Annotated in this window: 25 protein-coding genes; 10 read left to right on the top strand and 15 right to left on the bottom strand. The window is 37.3% G+C overall.

Annotated features, from left to right (window positions below; all coding sequences use genetic code 11):
• Window positions 1–37: 37 nt before the first annotated feature.
• The 3 genes from EL165_RS19450 to EL165_RS25905 form a co-directional block, all read right to left on the bottom strand.
• Window positions 38–3,073: an AAA family ATPase gene (locus tag EL165_RS19450; protein WP_002983646.1), complete on the bottom strand. Its 3,036-nt coding sequence runs from the start codon at window positions 3,071–3,073 to the stop codon at window positions 38–40.
• A gap of 3 nt (window positions 3,074–3,076) precedes the next feature.
• Complete coding sequence (locus tag EL165_RS19455) at window positions 3,077–4,282, bottom strand: metallophosphoesterase family protein (RefSeq protein ID WP_002983643.1); 1,206 nt, start codon at window positions 4,280–4,282, stop codon at window positions 3,077–3,079.
• A 147-nt stretch (window positions 4,283–4,429) separates the two neighbouring features.
• On the bottom strand, window positions 4,430–4,582 hold the full coding sequence (locus EL165_RS25905) for a hypothetical protein (RefSeq protein ID WP_002983641.1): 153 nt from the start codon (window positions 4,580–4,582) through the stop codon (window positions 4,430–4,432).
• A gap of 117 nt (window positions 4,583–4,699) precedes the next feature.
• On the opposite strand from EL165_RS25905, the gene EL165_RS19460 reads away from it, so the two are divergent.
• Together EL165_RS19460 and EL165_RS19465 are read left to right on the top strand one after the other, a co-directional pair.
• Entirely contained in the window at window positions 4,700–4,954 is a 255-nt protein-coding gene (locus tag EL165_RS19460; protein WP_002983640.1) for a VF530 family protein, read from the top strand.
• 138 nt (window positions 4,955–5,092) lie between these two features.
• Complete coding sequence (locus tag EL165_RS19465; protein WP_041462100.1) at window positions 5,093–5,593, top strand: FKBP-type peptidyl-prolyl cis-trans isomerase; 501 nt, start codon at window positions 5,093–5,095, stop codon at window positions 5,591–5,593.
• A 158-nt stretch (window positions 5,594–5,751) separates the two neighbouring features.
• On the opposite strand, the gene EL165_RS19470 is transcribed toward EL165_RS19465, so the two are convergent.
• Complete coding sequence (locus tag EL165_RS19470; protein WP_002983636.1) at window positions 5,752–6,129, bottom strand: YchJ family protein; 378 nt, start codon at window positions 6,127–6,129, stop codon at window positions 5,752–5,754.
• 232 nt (window positions 6,130–6,361) lie between these two features.
• Complete coding sequence (locus tag EL165_RS19475; protein WP_002983632.1) at window positions 6,362–8,503, bottom strand: M3 family metallopeptidase; 2,142 nt, start codon at window positions 8,501–8,503, stop codon at window positions 6,362–6,364.
• 252 nt (window positions 8,504–8,755) lie between these two features.
• Between EL165_RS19475 and EL165_RS19480 the strand changes: the two genes are divergently transcribed.
• Window positions 8,756–9,583, top strand: a complete 828-nt coding sequence (locus tag EL165_RS19480; protein WP_002983630.1) for a GIN domain-containing protein — start codon at window positions 8,756–8,758, stop codon at window positions 9,581–9,583.
• 1 nt (window position 9,584) lies between these two features.
• On the opposite strand, the gene EL165_RS19485 is transcribed toward EL165_RS19480, so the two are convergent.
• The 5 genes from EL165_RS19485 to EL165_RS19505 form a co-directional block, all read right to left on the bottom strand.
• Window positions 9,585–11,474, bottom strand: a complete 1,890-nt coding sequence (locus tag EL165_RS19485) for a monovalent cation:proton antiporter-2 (CPA2) family protein (RefSeq protein ID WP_002983628.1) — start codon at window positions 11,472–11,474, stop codon at window positions 9,585–9,587.
• 3 nt (window positions 11,475–11,477) lie between these two features.
• A complete protein-coding gene (locus EL165_RS19490) occupies window positions 11,478–11,999 on the bottom strand; it encodes an NAD(P)H-dependent oxidoreductase (RefSeq protein WP_002983625.1) in 522 nt (173 codons plus the stop codon).
• Between the two features lie 193 nt (window positions 12,000–12,192).
• Window positions 12,193–13,005 (bottom strand): TPM domain-containing protein, encoded by an 813-nt coding sequence (locus EL165_RS19495; protein ID WP_002983623.1) that lies wholly within the window; start codon window positions 13,003–13,005, stop codon window positions 12,193–12,195.
• Window positions 12,986–13,414, bottom strand: a complete 429-nt coding sequence (locus tag EL165_RS19500) for a TPM domain-containing protein (protein WP_002983621.1) — start codon at window positions 13,412–13,414, stop codon at window positions 12,986–12,988. Before EL165_RS19500 ends, EL165_RS19495 begins: the two co-directional genes overlap by 20 nt.
• Window positions 13,415–13,416: 2 nt before the next feature.
• Window positions 13,417–14,022 carry a LemA family protein gene (locus EL165_RS19505; RefSeq protein ID WP_002983620.1) on the bottom strand — a complete coding sequence of 202 codons (606 nt, stop codon included), beginning with the start codon at window positions 14,020–14,022 and terminating at the stop codon, window positions 13,417–13,419.
• A gap of 73 nt (window positions 14,023–14,095) precedes the next feature.
• On the opposite strand from EL165_RS19505, the gene EL165_RS19510 reads away from it, so the two are divergent.
• Together EL165_RS19510 and EL165_RS19515 are read left to right on the top strand one after the other, a co-directional pair.
• The gene (locus tag EL165_RS19510; protein WP_002983619.1) at window positions 14,096–14,593 is read left to right on the top strand and encodes a dihydrofolate reductase; all 498 of its coding nucleotides are present in this window, start codon (window positions 14,096–14,098) and stop codon (window positions 14,591–14,593) included.
• Between the two features lie 149 nt (window positions 14,594–14,742).
• Window positions 14,743–15,312 (top strand): hypothetical protein, encoded by a 570-nt coding sequence (locus EL165_RS19515; protein WP_002983617.1) that lies wholly within the window; start codon window positions 14,743–14,745, stop codon window positions 15,310–15,312.
• A 59-nt stretch (window positions 15,313–15,371) separates the two neighbouring features.
• On the opposite strand, the gene EL165_RS19520 is transcribed toward EL165_RS19515, so the two are convergent.
• From EL165_RS19520 to EL165_RS19535, 4 genes are all read right to left on the bottom strand, one after another.
• The gene (locus tag EL165_RS19520; RefSeq protein WP_002983615.1) at window positions 15,372–16,004 is read right to left on the bottom strand and encodes a trimeric intracellular cation channel family protein; all 633 of its coding nucleotides are present in this window, start codon (window positions 16,002–16,004) and stop codon (window positions 15,372–15,374) included.
• Window positions 16,005–16,056: 52 nt separating this feature from the next.
• Entirely contained in the window at window positions 16,057–16,428 is a 372-nt protein-coding gene (locus EL165_RS19525) for a four helix bundle protein (protein ID WP_002983613.1), read from the bottom strand.
• Between the two features lie 23 nt (window positions 16,429–16,451).
• Complete coding sequence (gene coaD, locus EL165_RS19530) at window positions 16,452–16,916, bottom strand: pantetheine-phosphate adenylyltransferase (RefSeq protein WP_002983612.1); 465 nt, start codon at window positions 16,914–16,916, stop codon at window positions 16,452–16,454.
• An 88-nt stretch (window positions 16,917–17,004) separates the two neighbouring features.
• Complete coding sequence (locus EL165_RS19535; RefSeq protein WP_041462099.1) at window positions 17,005–17,988, bottom strand: D-alanine--D-alanine ligase; 984 nt, start codon at window positions 17,986–17,988, stop codon at window positions 17,005–17,007.
• A gap of 156 nt (window positions 17,989–18,144) precedes the next feature.
• On the opposite strand from EL165_RS19535, the gene EL165_RS19540 reads away from it, so the two are divergent.
• The 5 genes from EL165_RS19540 (at window position 18,145) to murI (ending at window position 23,461) form a co-directional block, all read left to right on the top strand.
• The gene (locus EL165_RS19540; RefSeq protein ID WP_041462077.1) at window positions 18,145–19,245 is read left to right on the top strand and encodes a PASTA domain-containing protein; all 1,101 of its coding nucleotides are present in this window, start codon (window positions 18,145–18,147) and stop codon (window positions 19,243–19,245) included.
• Window positions 19,246–19,318: 73 nt separating this feature from the next.
• Complete coding sequence (locus EL165_RS19545) at window positions 19,319–20,392, top strand: RluA family pseudouridine synthase (RefSeq protein WP_002983606.1); 1,074 nt, start codon at window positions 19,319–19,321, stop codon at window positions 20,390–20,392.
• Between the two features lie 51 nt (window positions 20,393–20,443).
• Window positions 20,444–21,394, top strand: coding sequence for a PorP/SprF family type IX secretion system membrane protein (locus EL165_RS19550; protein ID WP_002983604.1), 951 nt, complete (start codon window positions 20,444–20,446; stop codon window positions 21,392–21,394).
• A gap of 51 nt (window positions 21,395–21,445) precedes the next feature.
• Entirely contained in the window at window positions 21,446–22,570 is a 1,125-nt protein-coding gene (gene hemW, locus EL165_RS19555) for a radical SAM family heme chaperone HemW (RefSeq protein WP_002983602.1), read from the top strand.
• A 60-nt stretch (window positions 22,571–22,630) separates the two neighbouring features.
• Window positions 22,631–23,461, top strand: coding sequence for a glutamate racemase (gene murI, locus EL165_RS19560; RefSeq protein ID WP_002983601.1), 831 nt, complete (start codon window positions 22,631–22,633; stop codon window positions 23,459–23,461).
• Window positions 23,462–23,540: 79 nt separating this feature from the next.
• Here the strand turns inward: murI and EL165_RS19565 are convergent, their stop codons facing one another.
• Complete coding sequence (locus EL165_RS19565; protein ID WP_002983599.1) at window positions 23,541–24,140, bottom strand: nitroreductase family protein; 600 nt, start codon at window positions 24,138–24,140, stop codon at window positions 23,541–23,543.
• Between the last annotated feature and the right edge of the window lie 29 nt (window positions 24,141–24,169).

Raw genomic sequence — 24,169 nt, forward strand, 5'->3', positions numbered from 1 at the left:
TTTCTTTTGTGGCTTTTGTTATTTACAATATATTGAATTAAATAATTTCAATGATACTTCCTCTTTCTTCATCCTTGATAATATTGAGGGCGGTAGGAATCTTCTCTTTCAGTTCTTCAACATGCGAAATAATACCTACAATCCTGTTTTCTTTCATCAGGTTGGTAAGCGTTTCAAAGACAATATTCACAGATTCCGTATCCTGGGTTCCAAAGCCTTCATCGATAAAGAAAAAGTTTTTATCTGCCTGCGCGTTGGCCTGAACACTTTCTGCCAGTGCGAGAGCCAGACTCAACGATACCTGAAAAGCTTGTCCTCCCGAAAGCGTTTTTACACTTCTGCTTTTCCCTTCGTTGAGGTAATCAATGATTTCGAAATCATTATTTTCATTAAGCTGCAGACTCAGCTGGTTTCTGGTCATTCTGTGGAAACGTACATTGGCATGATCACAAAGCTGTCTAAGATAAATGGATGATACATATTGTACAAAACCAGCTCCTTTAAACAGGTTCATCATGACCTTTAAATTTTCGGAACGTTTCTGAAGCTTTGCAAGTGCCTTCAGCAGCTCTTCTTTTTTTACGAACTCTTTTTCCAGACGCTCTATTTCTGCAGCCTTTGTCACCACAGAATCGCTGATCTGTTTTTGCTCGTTCTGTGCTTGAGTAAGCTGTTGTTCAGCCAACGAAAACTGGTTACTGTCAAATGAAAGTCCTTTCAATTTTAATTCCAGTTCTCCGATGAATTTCTTTAAAGCTTCAAATTCAATCTTGAAATTCTGAATTTGAGTTCTCACAACCTGAATATTAATTTCCTGAAGTAAAATATTTTCAACTTCTTTAAATTCTGTGAAATTTTGATCTGCCAAGGCCTTAGCTATAGCTGATTCATTTGCGGAAATCTCTTTCTCGAGTTCTGTAATTTGTTTTTCAGTTTGGCTGACAATGGTTTTTTGTTCTGTCAGTTTTGGAGAAAGAATCTTTTCCTGCTCTGATGCTTTATTATAATTTTCTTCGGTTTCTTTGTTGGACTGCACCAGCTTTTGATAAGCATCTTCAATTTCTGAGGTCGTTTTTTGAGCATACAGATTCCAGTCCAGGATTTTAAGACCGGAACGGCTGATATTGATCTGTTCCTGTTTTGAAACTTCTTCCAGCCTGAAAGCCTCTAGTGCGCTCTTATATTTCTCCAGCGTTTTGTTTTCTTTTTCCAGCGCTTCTCTTTCCAATGCTATATTCCGCTCCGTTTCTTCAATCTTTTTCTCCAGTGTAAATGAGTCTGAACGTTTTTTCTCAAATTCCTCTTCCAGATCATGAGAAAATTGCTTCCAGGTGAAACTCAGGATATGATGCTCTATATCTTTCTGAATCCGGAGCAACGTTTTTTGCTCTGAAGTAAGCTGTTCTTCAAAGATTTTTTTGCGGTCCAGGATTTTCTCAATTTCGGATTCCTGTTTTTGAACGGCAGTCAATTCCTGCTCAACGGTTGTAATATTCTCCTGAATCTCCTGTAATTCAATATTCACATCATGAAATTCCACAATATGCGGATGTTCTTTGGAACCGCAGAGAGGGCAGTTTTCGCCGTCATGAAGTTCAGCGGCAAAACGGGAAAGCTCTTTTTGTATTTTAAGATGATCCAGTTTTAGGGAAAGCTCTTTTCTTTTAGCTTCTAAAGTTTCCTTCCTGATTCTGAAATCGTCTTTGTAATTTTCATGATAGCCAAAAGGTTTTAATTCCTCACCAATTTCTGAAATCTGTTTTTGCTGCTGCACGACTTTTTCAACCTGCTGCTGTTGTATTTTTTTTAAGTTCTTTTGTTGGATAAACCAGTTGCCTACTTCAGAAAGTAAGGCTGAATCAAGTTTTTGTTCTTTTAAAGTTTTAATCTGTACGGCAAGTTCATCAATGGTTTTTTGAATATTCTCCTTATTAAGATCTACTTCTTTTACCTTTTCAGAGCCTTTCCGGGTTCTTTCATTTAAAGTCTTTATTTCTTCAGAAAATTTCAGGATCTGAACGATGAGGTTCATATCATTTTCCTGAATTTTTGATTGCTCCAATGCCTTAAATTGTGGTTCAAGAGCAGCGAGTTTTTTCTTTATAACAGTAAAAGCCTTTTCAGTTTCCTGCCATATTTTAATTTGCTGTTCTTTCTCGTTCCGTTTATCAGCAATTTCTTTGGAAAGCTTATTTTTCTCAATAATCAGCGGATTGAAGATTCTGAAAATATGGTCATATAATTCTGCTTTTGCTTCCAAAGCATCCATTTGAGGCTTTTCTTCAGAGAGCTTACTGAATTTTTCCTTATTCAGCTGCAAACTTTCAAAATCACTTTTCAGGTTTTTCAGCTGTTGATAGGTCTGGGAAATCTTTTCCAGTTTTTTATTGGCTTCCGAGAGTTTTTTCTGTTCCTCTGTAAGTTCCTCTTTCTGAATTTTGATTTTCTCTTCATTGATATCTTCAAAGCCTTTTAATTGCCCTTCAAGCTGATCCAGTTCAGATCTGTTTTTTACATTGAGTGCAGAAACATTGTTCTGAAGATCAAATTTCTGAAGGTTAAAAATTTCCTTCATCATATTCGTTCTTTCTGCGGCACCCAGCTCAAGGAATTCTTTAAACTGTCCCTGCGGAATAATGATGGTTCTCTTAAAATTGGAATAGCTTAAACCTATGATAGCTTCTGCATTTGAGTGCTCCAAAGGAATCCATTTTCCATCTATATTTTCATAAAAAGTAACAGCATTAGGCTTTACCTCTTCGAATTTTTTGGAGTTTCGTTTAAAATCACGGGTGGCACGGAAGAGTTTATTCTCATAATTCACAAAATCAAATTCTATGTAAGAACTGTTTGATTTTAGATTCATCATGTTATAAGCCCTTTTATCACGCATATTCAGACGCTCCGTTTCACCGTATAAGGCAAACGAAATTGCTTCAAGAACTGAAGATTTCCCGGAACCAACCGCACCGAAAATCCCAAACAGCCCCGCCTCAGTGAGATTTCTGAAATCAATGGTCTGGCGTTCCCGGTACGAGTAAAGTCCTTCGATAGTTAATTGAACAGGGATCATGGCTTATGCATTTAAAATTTCGTTAAACAAATTCATCAGTTCTTCATTGGCTTCCTGCCCGCCGTTTTTTGATTTAAAATAATCTTTGAACAGCAGCTCAATATTTTGATTTAAATTGATTTCATGAGCCTGTTCTTCGGTAAATTCTTTATTTTTTACTTTTGGAATAAGGTGAACAATTCCGTTGTGAGACTGATAAATCAATCTTCTTTCATCAGCCGTTAAAAAAGTTTCACTTTCCAATGTGAGTTCTATAAATGTATTGGGGTTTTCACCCAGCCACTGAACCGTATCTTCTACAGACGTGAAAGTTTTTCTGACAAGGACTCTTCCGTTTTTTAAAGTCTTTTTTTCATAGGTAACCGATTTTCCCGGCTCCGCATCAATAATAGAAACATATTTTGTCTGCCCGGCTTCACTGAAACTGTAGCATAGAGGAGAAGACGAATAAATCACAGGCTTTTCCTTCGTACCGATATTCTGAAAACCATGCAGATGACCCAATGCTGTATATTGAATCTGTTCAGGAATGCTGTCAGAGAAAATGAGATCTGCATTACCTATTTTAATTGGTTTTTCTCCTTCAGGTTCTTCTAAAATTTCAGCTCCTCTTTTATTCATATACAAATGAGCGGTCAGAAGATTAACTCCGGAATCATCGCAAAACTGATCTGCAAGATCTTTCCATTTTTGAGAAAGTACTTTGTTGATTTCTTCTTCTTTATTTTCGCCGAAATATTCCTTTAAACGGATTTCATTGGCAAAAGGAGTATGAAGGATTCTTACAGGGAAATCTATCCCGTCAATTTTCAGTTCTATAAAACCTTCTTTTGAGTTGGTTATGTTAAAATATTCTGTTCCGAAAGGAGTAATTTCCGTCTTGGGATGGCCGATTAAAATAATTCCGCATTCCCGCGCCAGAGGATCAGGAGCATTAATTAAACTTGGAGAATCATGATTGCCGGAAATCGCAATCACCGGCCGTTTTCCATTCAGAGATAGACGCTTCAGTGTTTTATAAAAAAGTTCAACTGCCTCTACACCTGGATTAAAATTATCAAAAAGATCACCGGCAATTAAAACTAAATCAACGTTTTGCTCATCAGCAATCTGAACAATTTCATTCATCACCAGAACCTGTTCTTCCAGTCTTGAAAAACGGTCTAGACGTTTACCCAAATGCCAGTCGGCAGTATGGAGGATTTTCATAATTTAAATTTGAGAATTAAAAAAGAATATTTGCTGCATAATTTTCAACTTGCTTCGTAAAGAATTATTTTGCAGCTATTACCATGTAAAGATAGAGAATACTTAATTTTAAAAAATAAGGTTTTCCTTAATTCGGTTAAAAACAATTTATGGCTTATTATCAGCTTCTCTTGCTTTGAAATCTTCCCGGATTTGTTTTAACCTCGCTTTCCTTTCTGCTTCTGCATTTTGTATTTTACGTTTTTTCTGATCAATTTTCTTTTTATTTTTTTTCCTGTTTGCTTCGTTATTTTTGCTCATGTTTGATAACGGATAATTTTTATGGATGAGAAATAGCTTCTTCAAAAATAACAAAAAGGGAAGAAGGATTGTGGATTTCCATATAAACTTATAATAAATTAATTTTGCAGAAAAAATATGGAACAACAGTCCAAAGATCCTTTACACGGAAAAAGGCTGGATGCTATCCTTGAGGAACTGGTAGAATATTATGAAGGTTTCGAAAGGCTTGGCGAACAGATCAATATAAAATGTTTTACAGATAATCCAAGTATCAACTCTTCCCTGAAGTTTCTGCGAAAAACACCTTGGGCCAGAACAAAGGTGGAAAGCTTATATCTTTTTGTCCTGAGACAGAAAAAGAGAGAGGAGGCCCGAAAAAATAAAGGCTAAAAAAGAGAGAAAGATTTTTCTTTATGCCTTTCATAGCTTCCTTCTTCCATCTCCCATCTTCCTAGCTCACTGAATCATTTCAAAAACAGTATATTTGTATCATTAATCGTGAGACAAAATCACGAAAAAAAGAAAAATATGACAATTGAAAACAATCACGTTGTAGCTGTAAAGTATATACTTCACACTATCGAACCAGATGGAAGTAAGATTCTTGTAGAAGAGACAACAACAGAAAATCCGCTTACATTTTTGTATGGTGTGGGAATGATGATTCCAAAATTTGAACAAAATATCTTAGGCTTAAAAGCTGGCGACAAGGCTGCTTTTGTGATTCAGCCTGAAGAAGCTTACGGTGAAAGACAGCCGGATGCTATTGCACAATTACCAGTGGAGATGTTTAAAGAATCAGGACTTCCGCCGGTAGGAGCTATTTTGCCTTTATCTGACAATCAGGGAAACAACTTCCAGGCATTTGTAGTAGAAATTACTCCTGAAGTTGTGGTAGCAGATCTTAACCACCCAATGGCAGGGAAAGTTTTAGACTTCCAGGTAGAAGTTTTAAATACCCGTCCGGCTACAGAAGAAGAATTGGCACACGGTCACGCTCACGGAATTGACGGAACAGATGCTCACTAAAAAATAAAAATGTCCGATCTTGTCGGACATTTTTTATTTATAAGGATATAACAGTTATTGATTGTTTGACATTCCCCTCCACCGGAGTGATGGCGAAAATTCAAAGAATTTTTAACGGGGTGATTCTATGCGCAAAGCATCACACGACATTATATGTCCTAATCTAAAAACTCTCCTGAAACATAATACCAGCGGTCATGCATTTTCTGAAAGACAGAGAATTCGTGATGAATCTGCGGATGGCCGTCCTGATCTGTATAATAAGCCTTAAACTCTACATGGTTAAGTGCAGGCGTTCTTATAATTTCCAGTTTTGTCCATTGGTTAATTTCTCCCCATTCCTGAAGATCTTTCTTATTGTGATACTTTCTTTTTCCCGGAAGGGTAGTTTCCATCAGATATTCACCATTCGGAATGGCAAAGGCGGAGAATCTTGAACGCATCAGAGCTTCAGCGGTAGGCGCATGTTTTTCTCCGGTGTGATAAGGTTTACAGCATTCTTCGTAGGATTTTCCTGAACAGCATGGACAGTCCATATATTGAATTTTAAATTTTGAATGCAAAAATAATCAATATCAATAGAAACGACTTCTGCCTATATGAATTTTTATAATGTTAAATTATTATATTTTCAATAGAAACGGGCTTTAGCCCGTTAAAAATAATAAACAAAAATACACCGGCTTCAGCCGAAACATAGAGAATTTTATTTATCGAAAATATGTATAAAAAAAGAAGCACTCTGATTAAAGAATGCTTCCGTTTGATTTATTTAATAAACCCTCTGTTTCTCAATAAAGGTTTGATATCCGGATCGTGTCCTGTAAAGTCTCTGAATGCCTGGTTGAGATCTACAGAATTTCCTACTGATAGAATATATTTTCTGAAACGGTCACCATTTTCTCTGGTCAATCCGCCATTTTTGCTGATCCATTCCCATGCATCATTGTCCAGTGTTTCAGACCATAAGTAAGCATAATATCCTGCAGAATATCCACCTCCCCAGATGTGGGCGAAATAAGGTGTGTGATACCTTGGTGGAACCGTTGCTAAATTGAATCCATGATTGGCTAATGACTGCTTTTCAAAATCAAGAACAGGAATAAACTGGCTTTCATTGCTTACAGTATGCCAATCCATATCAAGTTCAGCCGCAGAAACCAATTCAGTAGTCATATAGCCCTGATTGAATGTAGCTGCCTTTTTGATTTTTTCTACCAAAGCCTGTGGAATAGGCTGTTTTGTTTCATAATGAACGGCATAGTTTTTCAGAACGACAGGATCTAAAGCCCAATGCTCGTTGATCTGAGAAGGGAATTCCACAAAGTCTCTCGGTACATTCGTTCCTGAAAGCGAAGGATATTTCTGGCTGGCAAACATTCCGTGAATAGAATGTCCGAATTCATGGAAGATGGTTGAAACATCATCATAACTGATCAGTGAAGGTTTCCCCGGAGCCGGTTTCTGATAATTGTAGCAATTAACGATTACAGGTTTTGTTCCTAATAGATAAGACTGCTCAACAAAATTACTCATCCATGCCCCTCCGTTTTTAGAATCTCTTGTATAGAAATCCAGATAATAGATGGCGATAGATTTTCCATCATGATCAAAAACTTCATACGTTACTACGTCAGGGTGATAAACCGGAAGATCTGTTCTCTTTTTGAAAGTTAATCCATAGAATTTTTCGGCAGCGAAGAAAACTCCTTTTTCAAGAACGGTTGTAATTTCAAAATAAGGTTTTATTTCACTTTCGTCCAGGTCAAACTTTGCTTTTCTTACCTGTTCAGCATAGAAATTCCAGTCCCATGGCTCTACTTTAAAACCTCCTTTTTGCTGGTCGATAAGATCCTGAATGTCTTTTGCTTCACGTCTGGCTGTTTCCACTGCCGGAGTAGCAATCTGGTTCATCAGCTTTGTTGCTGCTTCAGGAGTTTTTGCCATCTGATCCTGAAGTTTCCACTCTGCAAAATTTTTCTTTCCCAGAATCTGAGCTTTTTTCAGTCTCAGTTTAGCGAGTTGTTCAATAGTTGCTCTTGTATCATTAGCATCCCCTTTTTCAGCTCTTGTCCATGAAGCTTTGAACAGCTTTTCTCTGGTTGCTCTGTTTTTTAAATTTTGTAAAAGAGGTTGCTGCGTAGTATTTTGTAAAGCCAGAAGATATTTTCCCGGCTGGCCTGCCGTTTTGGCATCAGATGCAGCCGCTGCAATTTCATCAGCGGAAAGTCCGTCAAGTTCTTTTGCATCTGAGAAAAATACACCTCCCTGCTTTCTTGCTTCCAGTAATTTGTTGGCATATTGGGTAGAAAGAGAAGCCAGTTCCTGATTGATCTGCTTTAATTTTTCTTTGTCAGCTGCAGAAAGATTGGCACCTGCAATTTCAAAGTTTTGCTTATAAAACTGAACCAGTCTCTTACTTTCAGAATCAAGGCCGTCTTCTTTAATGGATTGTATTCTTTTGTAAAGATTTTCATTAAGGTACATTTTATCAGAATGTGCTGCGAAAACAGGAGCATATTCTTCATCCAAAGCCTGCAAAGTAGGGTTCGTATTGGCACTGGTAAGATTAGAGAAAACAATTTGTGCTCTTCTCAATACTTCACCGCTTTTTTCCAATGCTACGATGGTATTTTCAAAAGTAGGGGCTGCCGGATTGTTGGCAATTTTGATGATTTCAGCTTCATGTTGCTTTAAACCAAAGTCAAAAGCAGGTTTGAAATGTTCGTTTTTAATTTTGTCAAACTCCGGAGCTTCGTATTGAAGCTTGCTCTTCTTCATAAAAGGATTTGAAGATAAAGAGGGATCAGGGGCAGGAAGCTCCTGTTGAATATCGGTCTGTTTCATTGTAGTACAAGATTGATTGAACGCCAAGGCAGAAATTAATAATACCGATGAAATATTCTTCATAAATATAATTGTTATTAAACCATAAAGATATTAAAAACTTATATCATAGAATATATATTCGAAAATGTATTTATTGAAGCCGCTTTGTGAATATTTTTTGTACTGCATAATTCAGAAAATGTTCAAAAAAGCTGTTTGAAAGGGAATGGATAAGCTGTTACAGTATTTTCAATGGTAATGTAATATTTTTTATAAATTAGTTGTTATTTAAATATAAAGAAATCAAACAAATAATTGACAAAAGAAATAAACATGAAAACAGGGACTTTATTTATTTTTTCAGCCTTAGTGGCATTGACTTCATGTAATGATAAACATGAGAACAGAAACAGAGACAGGGAAGGCGACAGAGGTAATTGGGTAGAAAAAGTGGTAAGCAAAGAAACCGGCCCGATGCAGCATAAAGAATTTACAGGAGACTTTGATGAAATTCAGGTTTCACAGGCTATTGAAGCTGAGGTTATAAAATCTGAAACGGAAAAAGTAGAAATTTCGGCACCTCAAAGTATCATTGATGAAATTCTTATAGATAATGATGGCGGAAAACTTCACATTCATTATAAACCGGGGATCAGAGTAATGAACATCAGCAAAGTGACTGCGAAAATTTATGCAAAGGATTTTAAAAAACTTTTAGCAGATTCAGCCGCGCGAATTATTGTAAAAGATAAATTTACCCAGGAAAAAACAGACATCGAAGCTTCAAGTGCAGGAAGTATTTCCGGAGATCTGGAGGCTAACGATATGGATATCAACGTAAGCAGCAGCAGTAGCTTTGATGGTAAAATATGGGCCATAAACCTTGATATTGAATCTTCTTCAGGATCTACTCTTGATCTTTCAGGAAAAGCAAAAAAAGCAGATATCAGTGCCTCTTCAGGCAGCAGTGTTTCAGCCAAAGGAGTAATTGCAGATGATGTAGAAGCAGATGCTTCCAGCGGGGCAAGTGTTCACATCAGTGCTGTTTCCAGTGTGAAAGCCGGTGCTTCATCCGGAGGAAGTGTGGATATCTCCAAAAAAGGAGAACTTAAGAATGTAATCAAGGAGGAAAGCAGTGGTGGAAGCGTAAACATCCAATAAACTAATCCTGGGATTCTTCCTCATCTTCTTCATCAGCGGATGAGGAACCTTCCCAGTTTTTATTATCAAAATTAAGATTATCGTAAGCTAACAATTCCTCCTCACGCTGGAGGATTTCTTTTGTGGTAAAGAGGGTAATGTCGTCATCTTCTTCTTTCATTTTTGCCAGCTTCCGGATTGAGGCTTTATCAATAGCCATAAACCTTTGTCCCAGACGTCTTGCTGCATATTTTCTCATTCCTGTTTCATGAAGAACATCCACAGCCATATCAACTGCTGTTCCTAAGGTTTCACGGTAGATATGATTGATCCCGTTATTGAGATAGTCATAAGCATCAATCCTGTTTTTAGCCCTTACAAAAATTTTCACATCGGGATAATGTTCGCGTACCAGTTCCGCAATAAACTTATTATCATCCGGATCATCCAGACATAAAACAAGAATCTCGGCATCTTCAATTCCTGCTGCCCTTAGAATAGGAATTCTGGTAGCATCACCATAATATACTTTAAAGCCGTAGCTTCTGAGCAGTTTTACACGATCAGAATCACGGTCCAGAACTGTTGCTGGTATTTTATTAGCTTTTAAAAGACGTCCCACGGTACTTCCGAAATGACCAAAACCTACAATGATAATTTTCTTTTGGGTAACTTCACTTCCAAGGATATTAAAATCGTGCTCTTCTTCCGGAATTTCTTTAATGAATTTCGGAGTAATAAATTTATCATTGATAATAAGCAGGATAGGAGTGATACACATGGTAATTGCCGTAACGGCCATCATCTGTGCATTCATCTCGGGACCTAACAGATAAAGATCAGATGCATAATTAAGCAGTACAAAAGCAAATTCTCCTACCTGGGAAAGCGCAAATGCATAAAAAAGACTTTGAGGAGTATCTATTCTGAAAAATTTTCCGATGGTGTATAAAACGATAAATTTTACAACCAGTACAGCAAAAACAGTACTGAATATAAACAAGGGATCTTTCTGAATAATATTAAAATTAATAGTAGAACCTACACTGACAAAAAATACAGCCAGTAAAAGTCCCTTGAACGGATCAATCTGTGCTTCCAGCTCATGACGGAATTCACTGTTGGCCAGCATCACCCCGGCAAGGAAAGCTCCCAGAGCGGGTGAAAGACCAATAACAACCATCAGCTCTGAAACCCCGATAACGAGGAATAGAGAAGAAGCCGTCAGCAGCTCTGTCATACCCGATTTTGAAACATAACGAAGAAAGGGAACAAAAACATATCTTCCTAATAAAATAAGCAAGGCAACACCGAAAATTACAGTTCCTGCCTGAAGCCATTCCGGCAGTTTCTGAATCAGAATCTGGATTTCATTATCGTGATGCTTGGCCTTGTAATTGGCTATAATTGGAAGTATTGCCAGAATAGGAATCACTGAAATGTCCTGAAAAAGGAGGGTGGAGAATGAGGCTTCTCCGGCAGTGGTCTTGAGGTTATTTTTTTCCTGTAAGGTCTGCAGAACAATTGCCGTGGAAGATAGCGCAAAACACATAGCAATGGCAACCGCTTTGTCTATTCTCCATCCTGCACTGATGAATACAACGAATAATAATGCAATCGTAAGTACCATCTGGGAAAGTCCCAGTCCCATTATTTTCTTCCGCATTTCCCAGAATTTCCGGGGTTCCAGTTCTAATCCTACAAGAAACAAAAGCATGATAACACCAAATTCACTGGCGTGCATGATATCATCTACATTTTTTCCTGTAAGCCTGAGTACATATGGACCTATAATAATTCCACCCAGGATATAACCAATCACAGAGCTCAGCCCTAATTTCCTGGCCAATGGAACCATGATAATGGCTACACCCAGAAAAATTAATGTGTTCATCGCTAAGCTGGATTCCATATGTTATTGATTAAGGAGTTCTGTGAATTCTTTTTTATGTAAAATAATTTCTTTTTTGGATAATTTGTTGGCCTCGTAAACGATTTTGATATGCTTAATATCTGCTTTGAAAACTTTTAAAGAAACTATCAGTCCGCTGATCAGTTCATCTATGGTATACTGGTATGTGCCGGTTTTACTGAAAGATCTTTCTTTTCCTCCGGTAGTGACCAGAATATAAACTTCTTTTCCTTCCAGTGGATTGTATTCGCCCTCTTTAAGCCAGTCTCTGTCGAATACTTCATCAATCCATAACCTGAGGAGAGGCGGCATTCCGAACCATATCAGGGGAAACTGGAAAATAAACCTATCGTAATTTTTAAGACGTTTCCTTTCTCTGAAGGCAGCGATATGAAAGTCAGGATATTCTTCATAAAGATCTCTTAAGGTATAATGCTGGTGGCGAACGTAGAAATTGATGAGCTCTACATTCGAATTGGAGTGCTCCAGATAAGGGTGTGCAAATACTACCAGCGTCTTCTTCATAATCCTGTTTTCAGTAAATATAGTGAAAAAATATTGAATTAAAGACGGTTTTTGTATGGTTTTATTAATTTTTTAATATCTAAAGATCAATTTAACATTAAGAAAAGTTAAAGAATTGGTATTATTTTAGTGTTTTAAATAAAAAAATCAGATCGTTAATGACCTGATTTATATGATTTTTAAAATGTATTTGTTACCAGCCTCCGGATGCACCACCGCCTCCAAAGCTTCCGCCACCGCCGAAGCCTCCGAATCCGCCGCCACCGCCGGAACTTCCGCCTCCAAAGCCACCTCCTCCGAAGCTTCCAGGGAATGGGAAGAAACCACCAGGATAATTTCTGCGTCCTCTTCTGGTGATAATTACATCATCGTCGTCGTCATTGTTTCCACCGCGTCCGCCGCCTCTGTTTCCAAAAAGAATGGCAATAATGATGAAAATAACAAAAGCGATGATCAGAACTTTAAAAGCACTTCCGTTACCGGAAGGAGCCGTTGTCGCTACCGGTTTGAATTTTCCCTGAACTGCCTCCATAATGGCTGAGGTTCCTCCATTGATTCCCTCATACCAAAGTCCTTTCTTGAAATTTGGAGTGACGATATAATCCAGGATCTGTCCAGCTACTGAAGCTGTAAGATATTGTTCCACGGCACGTCCCTGCTGGATAGACATTGTTCTGTCTTCTGTTGCAATCAGGAAAACCACTCCGTTATCCACATCTTTCTTCCCGATTTTCCATTTCTCACCAAACATGGTTGCCAGAAAGTTGACATCTTCCCCTTTGGTAGAGCGGATGATCACCACTTCAATTTCCGTTGAGGTAGAATCTGCAAACTTGATCAGTTTATTATTGAGCGCATCCTTTTCCTGCTGTGAAAGCAGTCCGGCTTCATCAAAAACAGGATACAGCACTGCAGGTTTTTCGGGAATAGTATACTGTGCTGATACAAATGTGTAAAAGCATAGTAATAAAAATGAAAATACTATTTTAAGAGAACGTAATTTCATTTGGGAGTTGGTTTGGATTTTCTCCTTTTACAGGAAAATGTTTTTTGAGTTCAAGTCCTGTTTCCAGGATAGCACTTTTCAGTGCTTTGTAATAATTTCCTTTGGCAAATTCAGCGGTAATGTAATCGTGAAGATGATCCCAGTAACTCTGCTTTACCTTTTCATGGATTCCTATATCGCCAATGATAGTAAGATATTTCTGTTCAAAATTGACATGGAAAAGAACCGCATTTCTGTCAGTGGTTTTGTCCATACCGAGTTTTTTGAAAACCTCAAAAGCTGTTTTGGCATCGCGGTTTTCCGTATTGGAATCAATATGCACCCTGATCTCTCCCGTAGAATGATCTTCCGCAGACTGAATCGCTTCCACAAGGGAAGCGATCTGTTGATTTGTTAGGAAATTACCCATTATTATTTGAATACTTCAGGGGCTTTCTGAGCTCCTGCATCAGCTTTGAAATAAGGTTTTTCTTTAAAGTTGGTGAAATTCGCCAGAATATTATTCGGGAAAGTCTTGATAGACGTGTTGTAATCCTGTGCAGCATCGTTGTAATAAACAGTTTCAGTTCTGATGCTGTTTTCGATAGCAGTGTACTCTCTCTGAAAATTGATATACTGCTGGTCCGCTTTTAAGTTAGGATAAGACTCTACCACAGCCATCAATCTGCTCAATGCTCCGGATAGTTCTCCCTGTGCAGCCTGAAATTTTGCCAGATCAGCTTCAGTCATATTCGTTGGATCAATATTGATAGAAGTAGCTTTGGAACGTGCTTCCACAACCTGTGTTAAAGTTTCCTGCTCAAATTTTGAATACGATTTTACGGTTCTTTCAAGGTTAGGGATAAGGTTGGCTCTCTTCTGATATACTGTTTCTACATTAGACCATTTTGCGTTCACAGTCTGTTCTTTGTTAACAAAATTGTTATAGCCGCTTTTTCCCCAGAAGAATAGAACAGCAACAATAATAAGGAGGGCGATACCAATGGTTCCTGCACCCAGACATCCTTTATTTTTCATAGTTTATTTTTTTAAATTTTTTGTGCTAACCAAATATACAAATTATGTGCTAATTTTGTAAAAAATTATTTGAATGACAACAATAGTGGTGGCGATGGGAGAGAAAAATGAGATTGGTTTTGAAAACCAGTTGCTTTGGCATCTTCCCAAAGATTTGAAACATTTTAAGGAAATTACTTCAGGGCATCCGGTTATTATGGGAAGAAAAACATATGAAAGTATCGGAAAAGCCCTTCCAAACCGTACCAACATTGTTGTGTCAAGAAAAAAAGACTGGTTTGAGGAAGGAATTCTAATTGTAGGAAGCATCAAGGAAGCATTGAAATTTGCAAAAAAGATTGATGAAGAAGTTTTCGTGATCGGAGGTGGAAATATCTATGAGCAGACTATGGATGTGGTAGACAGACTTGAAGTTACCTTAGTGAAAGCAGATCTTGAAGCGGATACATTTTTCCCGAAAATAGATCCTAAAATCTGGAAAATGACCAATGAAATCTGTCATGAAAAAGATGAAAAGAACGGTTATGATTTCTGTTTCCAGACGTTTGAAAGAATAAAAAAAGAAGTATAGGGGTCAATAGTCAATTTTTGCTTTGCAAAGTGAATCGTGAATTTCTCACAGGTATAAAAATTAACAGGCACAGCGAATTGACCATTCACTATTGACTTTTTGAACTTTAAGCCTTAAATTTATTATCTTTGCACTTCTAAAATTTAATAATGAATAAATACATAAAAATTGCAGTAGCAGCAGTCCTTATTTTACTGGGACTTTATATGATGTTCTTCACGAGAAATCTTGGGTGGGGTATTGTTGTATTCCTTTTGGCTGCATTTCCAATCCTGCTATTCTTTAAAAATGAATATATCCTTTTGGCATTCTGGCAATTAAGAAAGCAGAATATGGAGAAAGCCGGAGAATGGTTATCAAAAATTACAGACTATAAAACACAGCTTCATAAGACTCAATACGGATATTTTCACTATTTGTCTGGTTTGACCCAGGCTCAGGATCACCCTGCAAAAGTAGAGCCTTTCATGAAAAAGGCATTGGAATACGGTTTGAATATGAAGCATGACAGAGCAATGGCTACTTTAAATCTTGCTGCAGCCGCTATTTCCAAAGGGAGAAAACAGGAAGGGCAGAAGCTGTTGGAAGAAGCAAAGAGATTAGACAGTGCAGGAATGATGACTGATCAGATCAAAATGATGAAAGAGCAGTTGAAAATGCCAACGATGCAGAAACATATGCATAATCCTCATATGAGAAACAGAGGAAAATTCTTCTAGTCACTTAAAAATATAAAGCACCCTTAGAGGTGCTTTTTTTATATCTGTGAAGATTGATTCTACATTTCCGAACTGTGATCATGACCATAGAACTTTGGGATCTGCCAATGGTATTTGACAGCAAATGTTCGTATGGCAACAATCAGTAAAATAGTGAAGACCTGCACAAAAGTATAGGAAAACGGTGCATACCTGGTCATCAGAAGAAATGCTGCTCCTCCTACAATACATGCTGTAGCGTAAATTTCCTTTCTGAAAATCAATGGAATTCTGTTAAGCAGTATATCCCGGATTATCCCTCCGAAACACCCGGTTATGGTTCCCAATGCAATACAGATCATGGGATGAATACCTGCATTTAAACCCTTCTGAACTCCGATAATAGTAAATAAGCCAAGACCAAAGCTGTCGAAAATAAACAAGGTTACCTTGAAATTTTTTTCAAGGGATTTGAAAACCATTGAAAAAATGCTGGTTACCAGAATCAGCCCACATGTGAGCAGATCATGCATCCAGAATACAGGAATATCAAGAAGCAGGTCTCTTACAGTTCCTCCTCCCACAGAGGTTACAAATGCGATAATAAGTACCCCGAACGGATCCAGCCGTTTCTGCATCGCTGCAAAACTTCCAGACATGGAAAAGGCAATGGTCCCCAGGACTTCTATTGCAAAATTGAACTGTTCGTGCATATATTCAGGATGAGTAATAAATAATGAGCAATGAGTAATAAAAATTATGCCATTAAATTTGCGATAGCTTAAATTTATATGTCGTCATAACTTTTACAAGTTCTTCACATTCTGTTTTTAAATGTAAAATTTTTTCCGGACTTACATATTCTAATTCTTCAATAATTTCAAGCCAAAGCTGAGTTTCATCAATTTCTTCGACTACGATACACATTTTAGCAAACTTTTCTTTATCTGATCTTGCTCTGGATACTGCTCTGTAATTGGCTGCCACAGAAGTTGCGGATCTGATAATTTGTTTCCTTATTATTGAAATATCATCCGAATAAGGTAATGAAGATAGCGCTCTAATGATAGCAATAGAAAAACTTTTGGTTCTTTCGCGGAAAATTTGGTTAAAATCTACTCTATCAAAATTACTCATTACTTATTGCTCATTGCTTATACTTATCGCTCCACTCTCACGGATTCAGGAACCAATAATTCGTATTCACCTCCGTGATTAATGATCTCTCTTACAATACTGCTGCTGATGAAAGATTTTCCTGAAGAAGTCAGTAAGAATACCGTTTCCAGTTTTTTGTGGGCTAAAGTCCTGTTGGTATGGGCAATTGCTTTTTCAAACTCGAAATCGGCCGGATTTCTAAGACCTCTGATGATGTATTGTGCGTTTTTTTCAAAACAGTAATCCACAGTAAGTCCTTCAAAATAATCTACCTCCACATTGGGAAATTCAGCGACTGAATTCTGGATAAATTCCATTCTTTTTTCAAGAGGGAACATATATTTTTTCTGAGAGTTCTGTCCGATAGCGATAATTAATTTATCAAATAGCGGAGCTGCTCTTTCTATAATATCGTAATGTCCTAGTGTAATCGGGTCAAAAGACCCTGGGAAAACAGCAATTTTCATGTTGTACGAGTTATGATTTTGAGTAGTGAATTATTTGTTAAAAGTGTATTCAATCTCTAACTTCTAACCTCTAATTTCTAACTTCTTATTATTTATTAAGCGCTTTTTCTACTTCATTTCCACAAAGATCCATGATGGAAATTCCATAATGTTTTGCCTGCTGAGGGAGAATACTTGCAGGAGAGAACCCAGGGTTGGTGTTCATTTCCAGCATGTAAGGAATACCGTCCATCAGAATATATTCGCTTCTTGAAAAACCACTCATTCCTAATGAATTGTAAGCTCTTTTTGCAATTTCCTCCACTCTTTTTGTGGTTTCTTCGTCAATTCTAGCCGGTGTAATTTCTTCAGAAGCACCTTCATATTTTGCCTCATAATCGAAGAACTCATTGGTAGGAACAATTTCTGTGATTCCTAAAACAATGGTTTCTCCTTTAAAATCAATAACTCCTACAGATACTTCCATTCCGTTTAAGAAACTTTCGATCAGAATTTCATCATCTTCTTTGAAGGCAATTTCAGTAGCAGCAATCAGCTCAGATTTTTCTTTTACTTTTGAAATTCCCAGAGAAGATCCGGATTGATTAGGTTTTACAAATAAAGGAAGCTTCAGCTCTGATACGATTTCATCTACATTAATGTCTTCACCTTTTCTTAAATAAATGCTTTTCGCAGAAGGAATCCCATATTTTGAAAGTACAGCCAGTGTATCTTTTTTATTGAATGTAAGCGCGCTCTGGTAAAAACCGCAGCCTGTATATTTTTGACCTATGGCGTCCCAGTATGCCTGAAGAATTCCGTTTTCTCCCGGTGTTCCGTGGATGATATTGAAGCAGACATCAAATTGTAAGGTCTCTCCATTATCCAAAGTCACAGAAAAATCACCTCTGTTGATGGCATATTTTTTATCATTTTCTCCTAAAAAATACCATTCATCTTTAAGAACTACTACTTTATATACGTCATAGAGATTTCTGTCCAGAGAATCATAAATCAATTGTCCGCTTTTTAAGGAAACGACATATTCATCAGAATAGCCTCCCATTACTACGGCAACACTTTTTTTATTCATAACCATATAGTATCAATTAAGGCAAATTTAATCATTTTATATAATGCAATACGGGAAATCGGCAAATTTTAAAATCAAAAATGAATTGTGTTAAATAAAAAGTCCATTCTAAAATTATTAGCTATATTTGCGGTTATAATTAAAGTATTTTTAAGTATGCTTAAATCACTTTTCAATTGGAAAGTTTTACTGAATTTAGTAGTAGCCATCGGTGTTTTCGTTGGGTTGGTATGGCTCACATTTCGCTGGTTGGAGTACCATACTAATCATGGTCAGGAAATTCCTGTTCCCAATGTTGTAAACAAATCAGTACATGATGCTGTTAAAATATTAGACGATACAGGGTTGGAATATGAGGTAGACAGTGCCAATTACGATCCTAAATACAGACCATTTCAGGTTTTGCAGGTTTATCCTGCGCCAGGTTCCCGTGTAAAAGACGGAAGAACTGTAACGCTTAAAGTAAATCCCAGAACATGGGCTCCTATTGCTGTTCCGAATGTTATCAATAAATATTCCGGGCTGGCTTTCCAGAGACTGGATCAGGTAGGTCTTAAAATCGGTGATACAATTTATGAGCCTAGTATTCAGAAAGATGCTCTTTTAAGAATATTATATAAAGGAAATGCTGTAAATCCGGGTACCCGTTTACCAAGATTCTCAGTAATTGATGTCGTGGTAGGTTCCGGACCAATGAGAAATATTTCTATTCCTAACGTTGTCGGACTTACGGTAAAAGAAGCAAGAGCTGTCATTACCAAGAGTATGTTTGAAGTAGGATTGGTAGAACATGAAGATGGCAGTAATGATGAATCTGATATCATTTATTATCAGGATCCTGCTGCCGGAGATGTTCGTGACCAGGGCATGCAGATTGACCTTTGGGCAAGTAAGAAAACTCCTGCTGAATTAAGAGCTAAAGTGGAACAGCTGAATTCTATCTACCGTATGAAAGTAGATACTTCACTTCCTCCGGTACGATATGAAGAAGTTCATAGCGAGCCAAGTTATGAAGCTCCCGCAGTGCCTGCTCCTGCCCCAAGAAGAGAAACCCCAAAGCCTGAAGTACCGAAAACAGAGACTCCTAAAACTCAGACTACAGCTGTTAAACCAGCTGCTTCAACAGCAGAAAAGCCTAAAACTTCTGCAGGGAATGGTACTCATGCTACGGCAAATAATACAGCCAAGCCGGCTGCATCCACAACAACACAACAGCCTGCGCAAAAGCCGAAAGCCAAGAAGGTTGTCGTAGAATAAGATCAGATTAATATCAAAAATACAGGCTTCAACTGCAAATGTTGAGGCCTTTTGTGTAAAAAAATATAAAACAATGTCAGAAGATAACGACGATTTTTTAGATGAAGAATTATTAGATTCCAACAGTATTGAAAACATCGATATTGATGAGGAAAATAAAGGATTGTATGAACATCTTAATATCACTGTTGACAGCAAACAGGAACCTTTAAGAATCGATAAGTTCCTTTTAATATACAGACAGAATTCTTCAAGAAATAAAATTTCACAAACCTGCAGAGCCGGAAACGTGATCGTGAACGGAGTTGCAGTAAAGCAGAATTACCGTGTGAAGCCCGGCGATCAGATCTCTGTACTGCTTGCGCACCCTCCGAGAGAGAATGTCATTATCCCGCAGGATATTCCTGTGAATATTATTTATGAAGATGATGACCTTGTTGTTGTGGATAAGGAAGCAGGAATGGTGGTGCATCCGGGATTCGGAAACTGGGACGGAACATTGGTGAATGCGCTGGCGTATCATTTTGAAAAGAATGGTGAGAAATCCGATCTTGACAGGGTAGGGCTTGTTCACAGGATTGATAAAGATACATCAGGACTGCTGGTCATTGCCAAGAATGAATATGCTCTGAGCTTTTTGGCAAAACAATTCTTTAACCGGACCACGAAGAGGTTATACTGGGCTTTTGTATGGGGAAATCTTCAGGAAGATGAAGGAACCATAAGAGGCCATATCGGAAGGCATCCTAAAAACAGGATGCAAATGTCTGTTTATGAAGACGGCAGCCAGGGAAAACACGCAGTAACGCATTATAAAGTGTTGGAAAGATTCAAATACATGACCTGGGTAGAGTGTAAGCTGGAGACGGGAAGAACACACCAGATCAGAGCGCACTTCAGACATATAGGGCATACTTTGTTTAATGATGAAAGATATGAAGGACATACTCCTTTAAGAGGGGTAAATCTTCCGAAATACAAGCAATTTATTAAAAATGTTTTTGAAATTTTGCCAAGACATGCCCTTCATGCACATACCCTCGGATTTATACACCCAACAACAAAGAAGGAATTATATTTTGAGAGCCCAATGCCCAAAGATATGGCGGATGCTGTAAAAAAATGGAGAAATTATTTGGAAAACTAAAAATATATTGAGAATTTTTTTATATTTGTTGAATTGAAATCAAGATTTGTTATGAGAAAACTATATGCTATCGTATGTTTAGCTCTTTTGTCAAATGCATACAAAGCACAAGAATCACTACCATACTATCAGCAATATCTTTTGGATGGTGAGTTCCTGTTCAACCCAGCTCAATACGGAAAAACAGATTACGTACAGCTCAACGCCAATTATCAACAACAATTTTCAAAATTCAGTAATTCTCCGAATGTACAGTCAATCGGGATCAATGCGAATATCTTTGATAGAGTAGGTGCTGGTATTTCCGTATTCAGAGACAGTAACGGACCGATCTCTGCGGGTGGTATTACGGCTGGTGCTTCATATTTTATTCCGCTAAGTAGCGAAGGAGACAGAAAAGACCAGTTCTCTTTTGGTACAAGTGTTAACTTCTATAACATGAATTTTGACTATTCAAAAATCAATACTGAAGAAGGAGGTGACCCGTTATTAAGAGGGGAGGAAAGTAATATCTTCATGGTATATGCGAACTTCGGTTTGGCTGCTACCTACAGAGGTTTATTCGGAGGTGTTTCCGTAAATGACATTGCATTAAGTAATGATGCTTCTATCGTAAACAACTACGAACCTTCTCCAATTAAATTCTTCCTAAACTTAGGATACAACTGGAACATTGCTGATAATATTACAATTGCACCGTCAGCATTGATCAACCTTAATACAAACTCAACAAGAATGATCGACTGGAACCTGATGGCGACATTCTCCAATGATATCAACGCATTCTCTTTCGGGGTAAGCTACAGAACGGTTCAGAACAGATTTGACAATCAGGACCTGAGTATTTCTCCAATTGTAAAAGTAAGATTCAATAAATTCATGATCGGAGCTACCTATAACCTTGGATTATCTGATATCCAAAGTTATGGAGGAAACAGCTTCATGATTGGTCTGGGATATAACTTCGACAACTTTATTAATGTGAGAGGATTTAGATACTAATCAATTTAATTTAAATAAATTTGAGCTCTGAAAAATTTCAGAGCTTTTTTTATGATATACATTCACATTCCGTTCTGTAAGCAAAAATGCAGTTATTGTAACTTTCATTTTTCAACATCCCTGAATTTTAAGGATGAAATGCTTCGTGCCATGAAAACTGAAATATTGCTGAGAAAAGATGAATTGCAAAACAAAAATCTGAAATCCCTTTATTTCGGAGGCGGAACCCCTTCTATTCTTTCTGTGGATGAAATCAGTTCTTTAATAGATGAAACATTACGTTATTTCAGCTTTGAAAAAGATATAGAAATTACACTGGAAGCCAATCCTGATGATCTGGATAAAAACTTTTTAAAACAGCTTGCGGGAACACCCGTAAACAGGCTTTCCATCGGTACACAAAGTTTTTTTGAAGAGGATTTAAAATTAATGAACAGAGCTCACAATGCGTCAGAGGCCGAAAGCTCTATCAAGCGCGCCCAGGATTTCGGCTTTGAAAACCTTAGTATTGATCTGATCTATGGTTCGCCCACTTCCAATCTTGAGATCTGGAAAGAAAACCTTAACAAAACTATCGCTTTAGAAGTTCCTCATATTTCGTCGTATGCTTTGACCGTAGAGCCTAAAACTGCTTTGGAAAACTGGATTGCAAAAGGAAAGGTAAAAAGTCCTAAAGAAGAAGAACAAAATAAAGAATTCTATTATTTATCAGACTTTTTAAAAGATCATGGTTTTGAACATTACGAAGTTTCCAATTTTGCAAAACCCGGTTTCTATTCTCGGCACAATTCCTCATACTGGAAGTATCAAGAATATCTGGGAATAGGCCCTTCGGCACATTCCTACAACGGATTTGATGTCAGAAGCTGGAATGTTGCCAACAATCAGCAGTATATTAAGAAGCTTAATGATAAATTACTGGCTAAGGAAGAAGAAATTCTTTCTATGGAAGATCAGTTTAATGAAATGATCATGATCGGCCTGCGTACCATTTGGGGAGTAGATATTGAAAGTCTGAAAACCAAATTTTCGGATAGACTTCTGGAACATTTTCAAACGGAAATCAAACCAAAAATGCAAGAAGGTATTTTAATCATTGAAAATGATCATTTGAAAATTCCGGAGAAGCATTGGTTTATGGCAGATGGAATTGCTTCAGATTTGTTTATTGTATAATGTCTGCATGTATACAGTATGCCATAAAATTCACTATTTTTGTATAAAATTTCAACTCATTTGAAAACGAAAAAACAAGATTATTCACATCTTTCACCAAGCCAGCCTATCGGAATTTTCGACAGTGGAGTAGGAGGTCTTACCGTTGCCAAAGAAATCAAAAGACTTCTTCCTAATGAAGATCTGATTTACTTTGGAGATACAAAGCACCTTCCTTACGGAGAAAAATCCAGGGAAGCCATCATTGAATATTCTACAAAGATTACCAATTTTCTGCTGGAACAGAACTGCAAAGCAATTGTAATTGCCTGTAATACGGCAACCGCTAATGCTTTGAATGAAGTAATGCAGTCTGTTGCAGGAAGAGTGCCTGTAATAGACGTTATCAATCCTGTAGCTGAAAAAGTATCTTACGAAATCCACAATAATGTTGGAGTTATTGCAACTAAAGCGACTGTAAATTCAGGACTGTATAAAAAGAGTATCCGCAAGCATAATAAATGGATCAAAGTGGACGAGTTGGCAACACCATTGCTGGTACCTGCCATTGAAGAAGGTTTTAAAAACCATCCGATTACCCATGCTATTATTTACAATTATTTAAGCAACAGTAAGCTTAAAAATATTGAAACGTTGATTCTGGGCTGTACCCATTATCCTCTTTTAATAGATGAAATCAAGCAGTATTACGGAAACAGGGTACGGGTAATAGACTCTCCAAATATTGTTGCCAATCATCTGAAGATTATCATGGATAAGTACCATCTTTTAAACGAGAACAATCCCAAACCGAATTATCATTTCTATCTTTCAGATCTTACCAAGAATTTTGAAAAGATCTCTAAAAAGTTCTTCGGGAAAACAATTGATTTAGAATTGAAAGTATTATAAATAAAAAGTCTGCCTCACATCGAAGCAGACTTTTTTCTTAGTGTCATGGGGGAAATAATTTGTGAAACTTGTGTTTTAATTATGCTTCCACAATTACTTTCTCAGCATTCAGTCTTTTTTTTGGATTGAATTTAGGCTGATTGGCATCTGTCTCGTCTCTTTCCCCGATCGCTACTGCGAATAAGGTTTCATATTTTTCATTATTCAGCACGGCATCATATCCATCAGGTTCAATTCCTTCCATTGGAGTGGAATCTATACCCATGGCAGCACAGGCAGATAAAAGTACTCCCAATGACAAATACACCTGATGACGCAGCCAGGATTTTACAGCCTCTTCACCTTTAGGTTTTACCATCGTCCGGTAATAATTAACAGCACCTTCCGGAAGATTTTCTTCTATTTGTTTTTCAAAGTTCTCTATATCTTTGATCACCTGGAAAACAATGATGTAGTTGCTTTCCAATACTTTTTCCTTATTAAAATAAGATTTGTCCCCTAATTGCTGCTTCAGCTCCGGATCATTTACAAATATAAAATTCCATGGCTGGCTGTTGATAGAAGACGGACTGAGGTTTAAAATTTGTTTAAGCTCTGCAACCTGCTGTTCAGTAACTTTTCCCTGTGGGTTATACTTTTTTACAGTATACCTGTTTTTCATTTGCTCTAAAAAGTTCATAATTTTATACTATCATTTTTATAGTTACA

The organism is Chryseobacterium gleum (assembly GCF_900636535.1).
Lineage (GTDB): Bacteria > Bacteroidota > Bacteroidia > Flavobacteriales > Weeksellaceae > Chryseobacterium > Chryseobacterium gleum.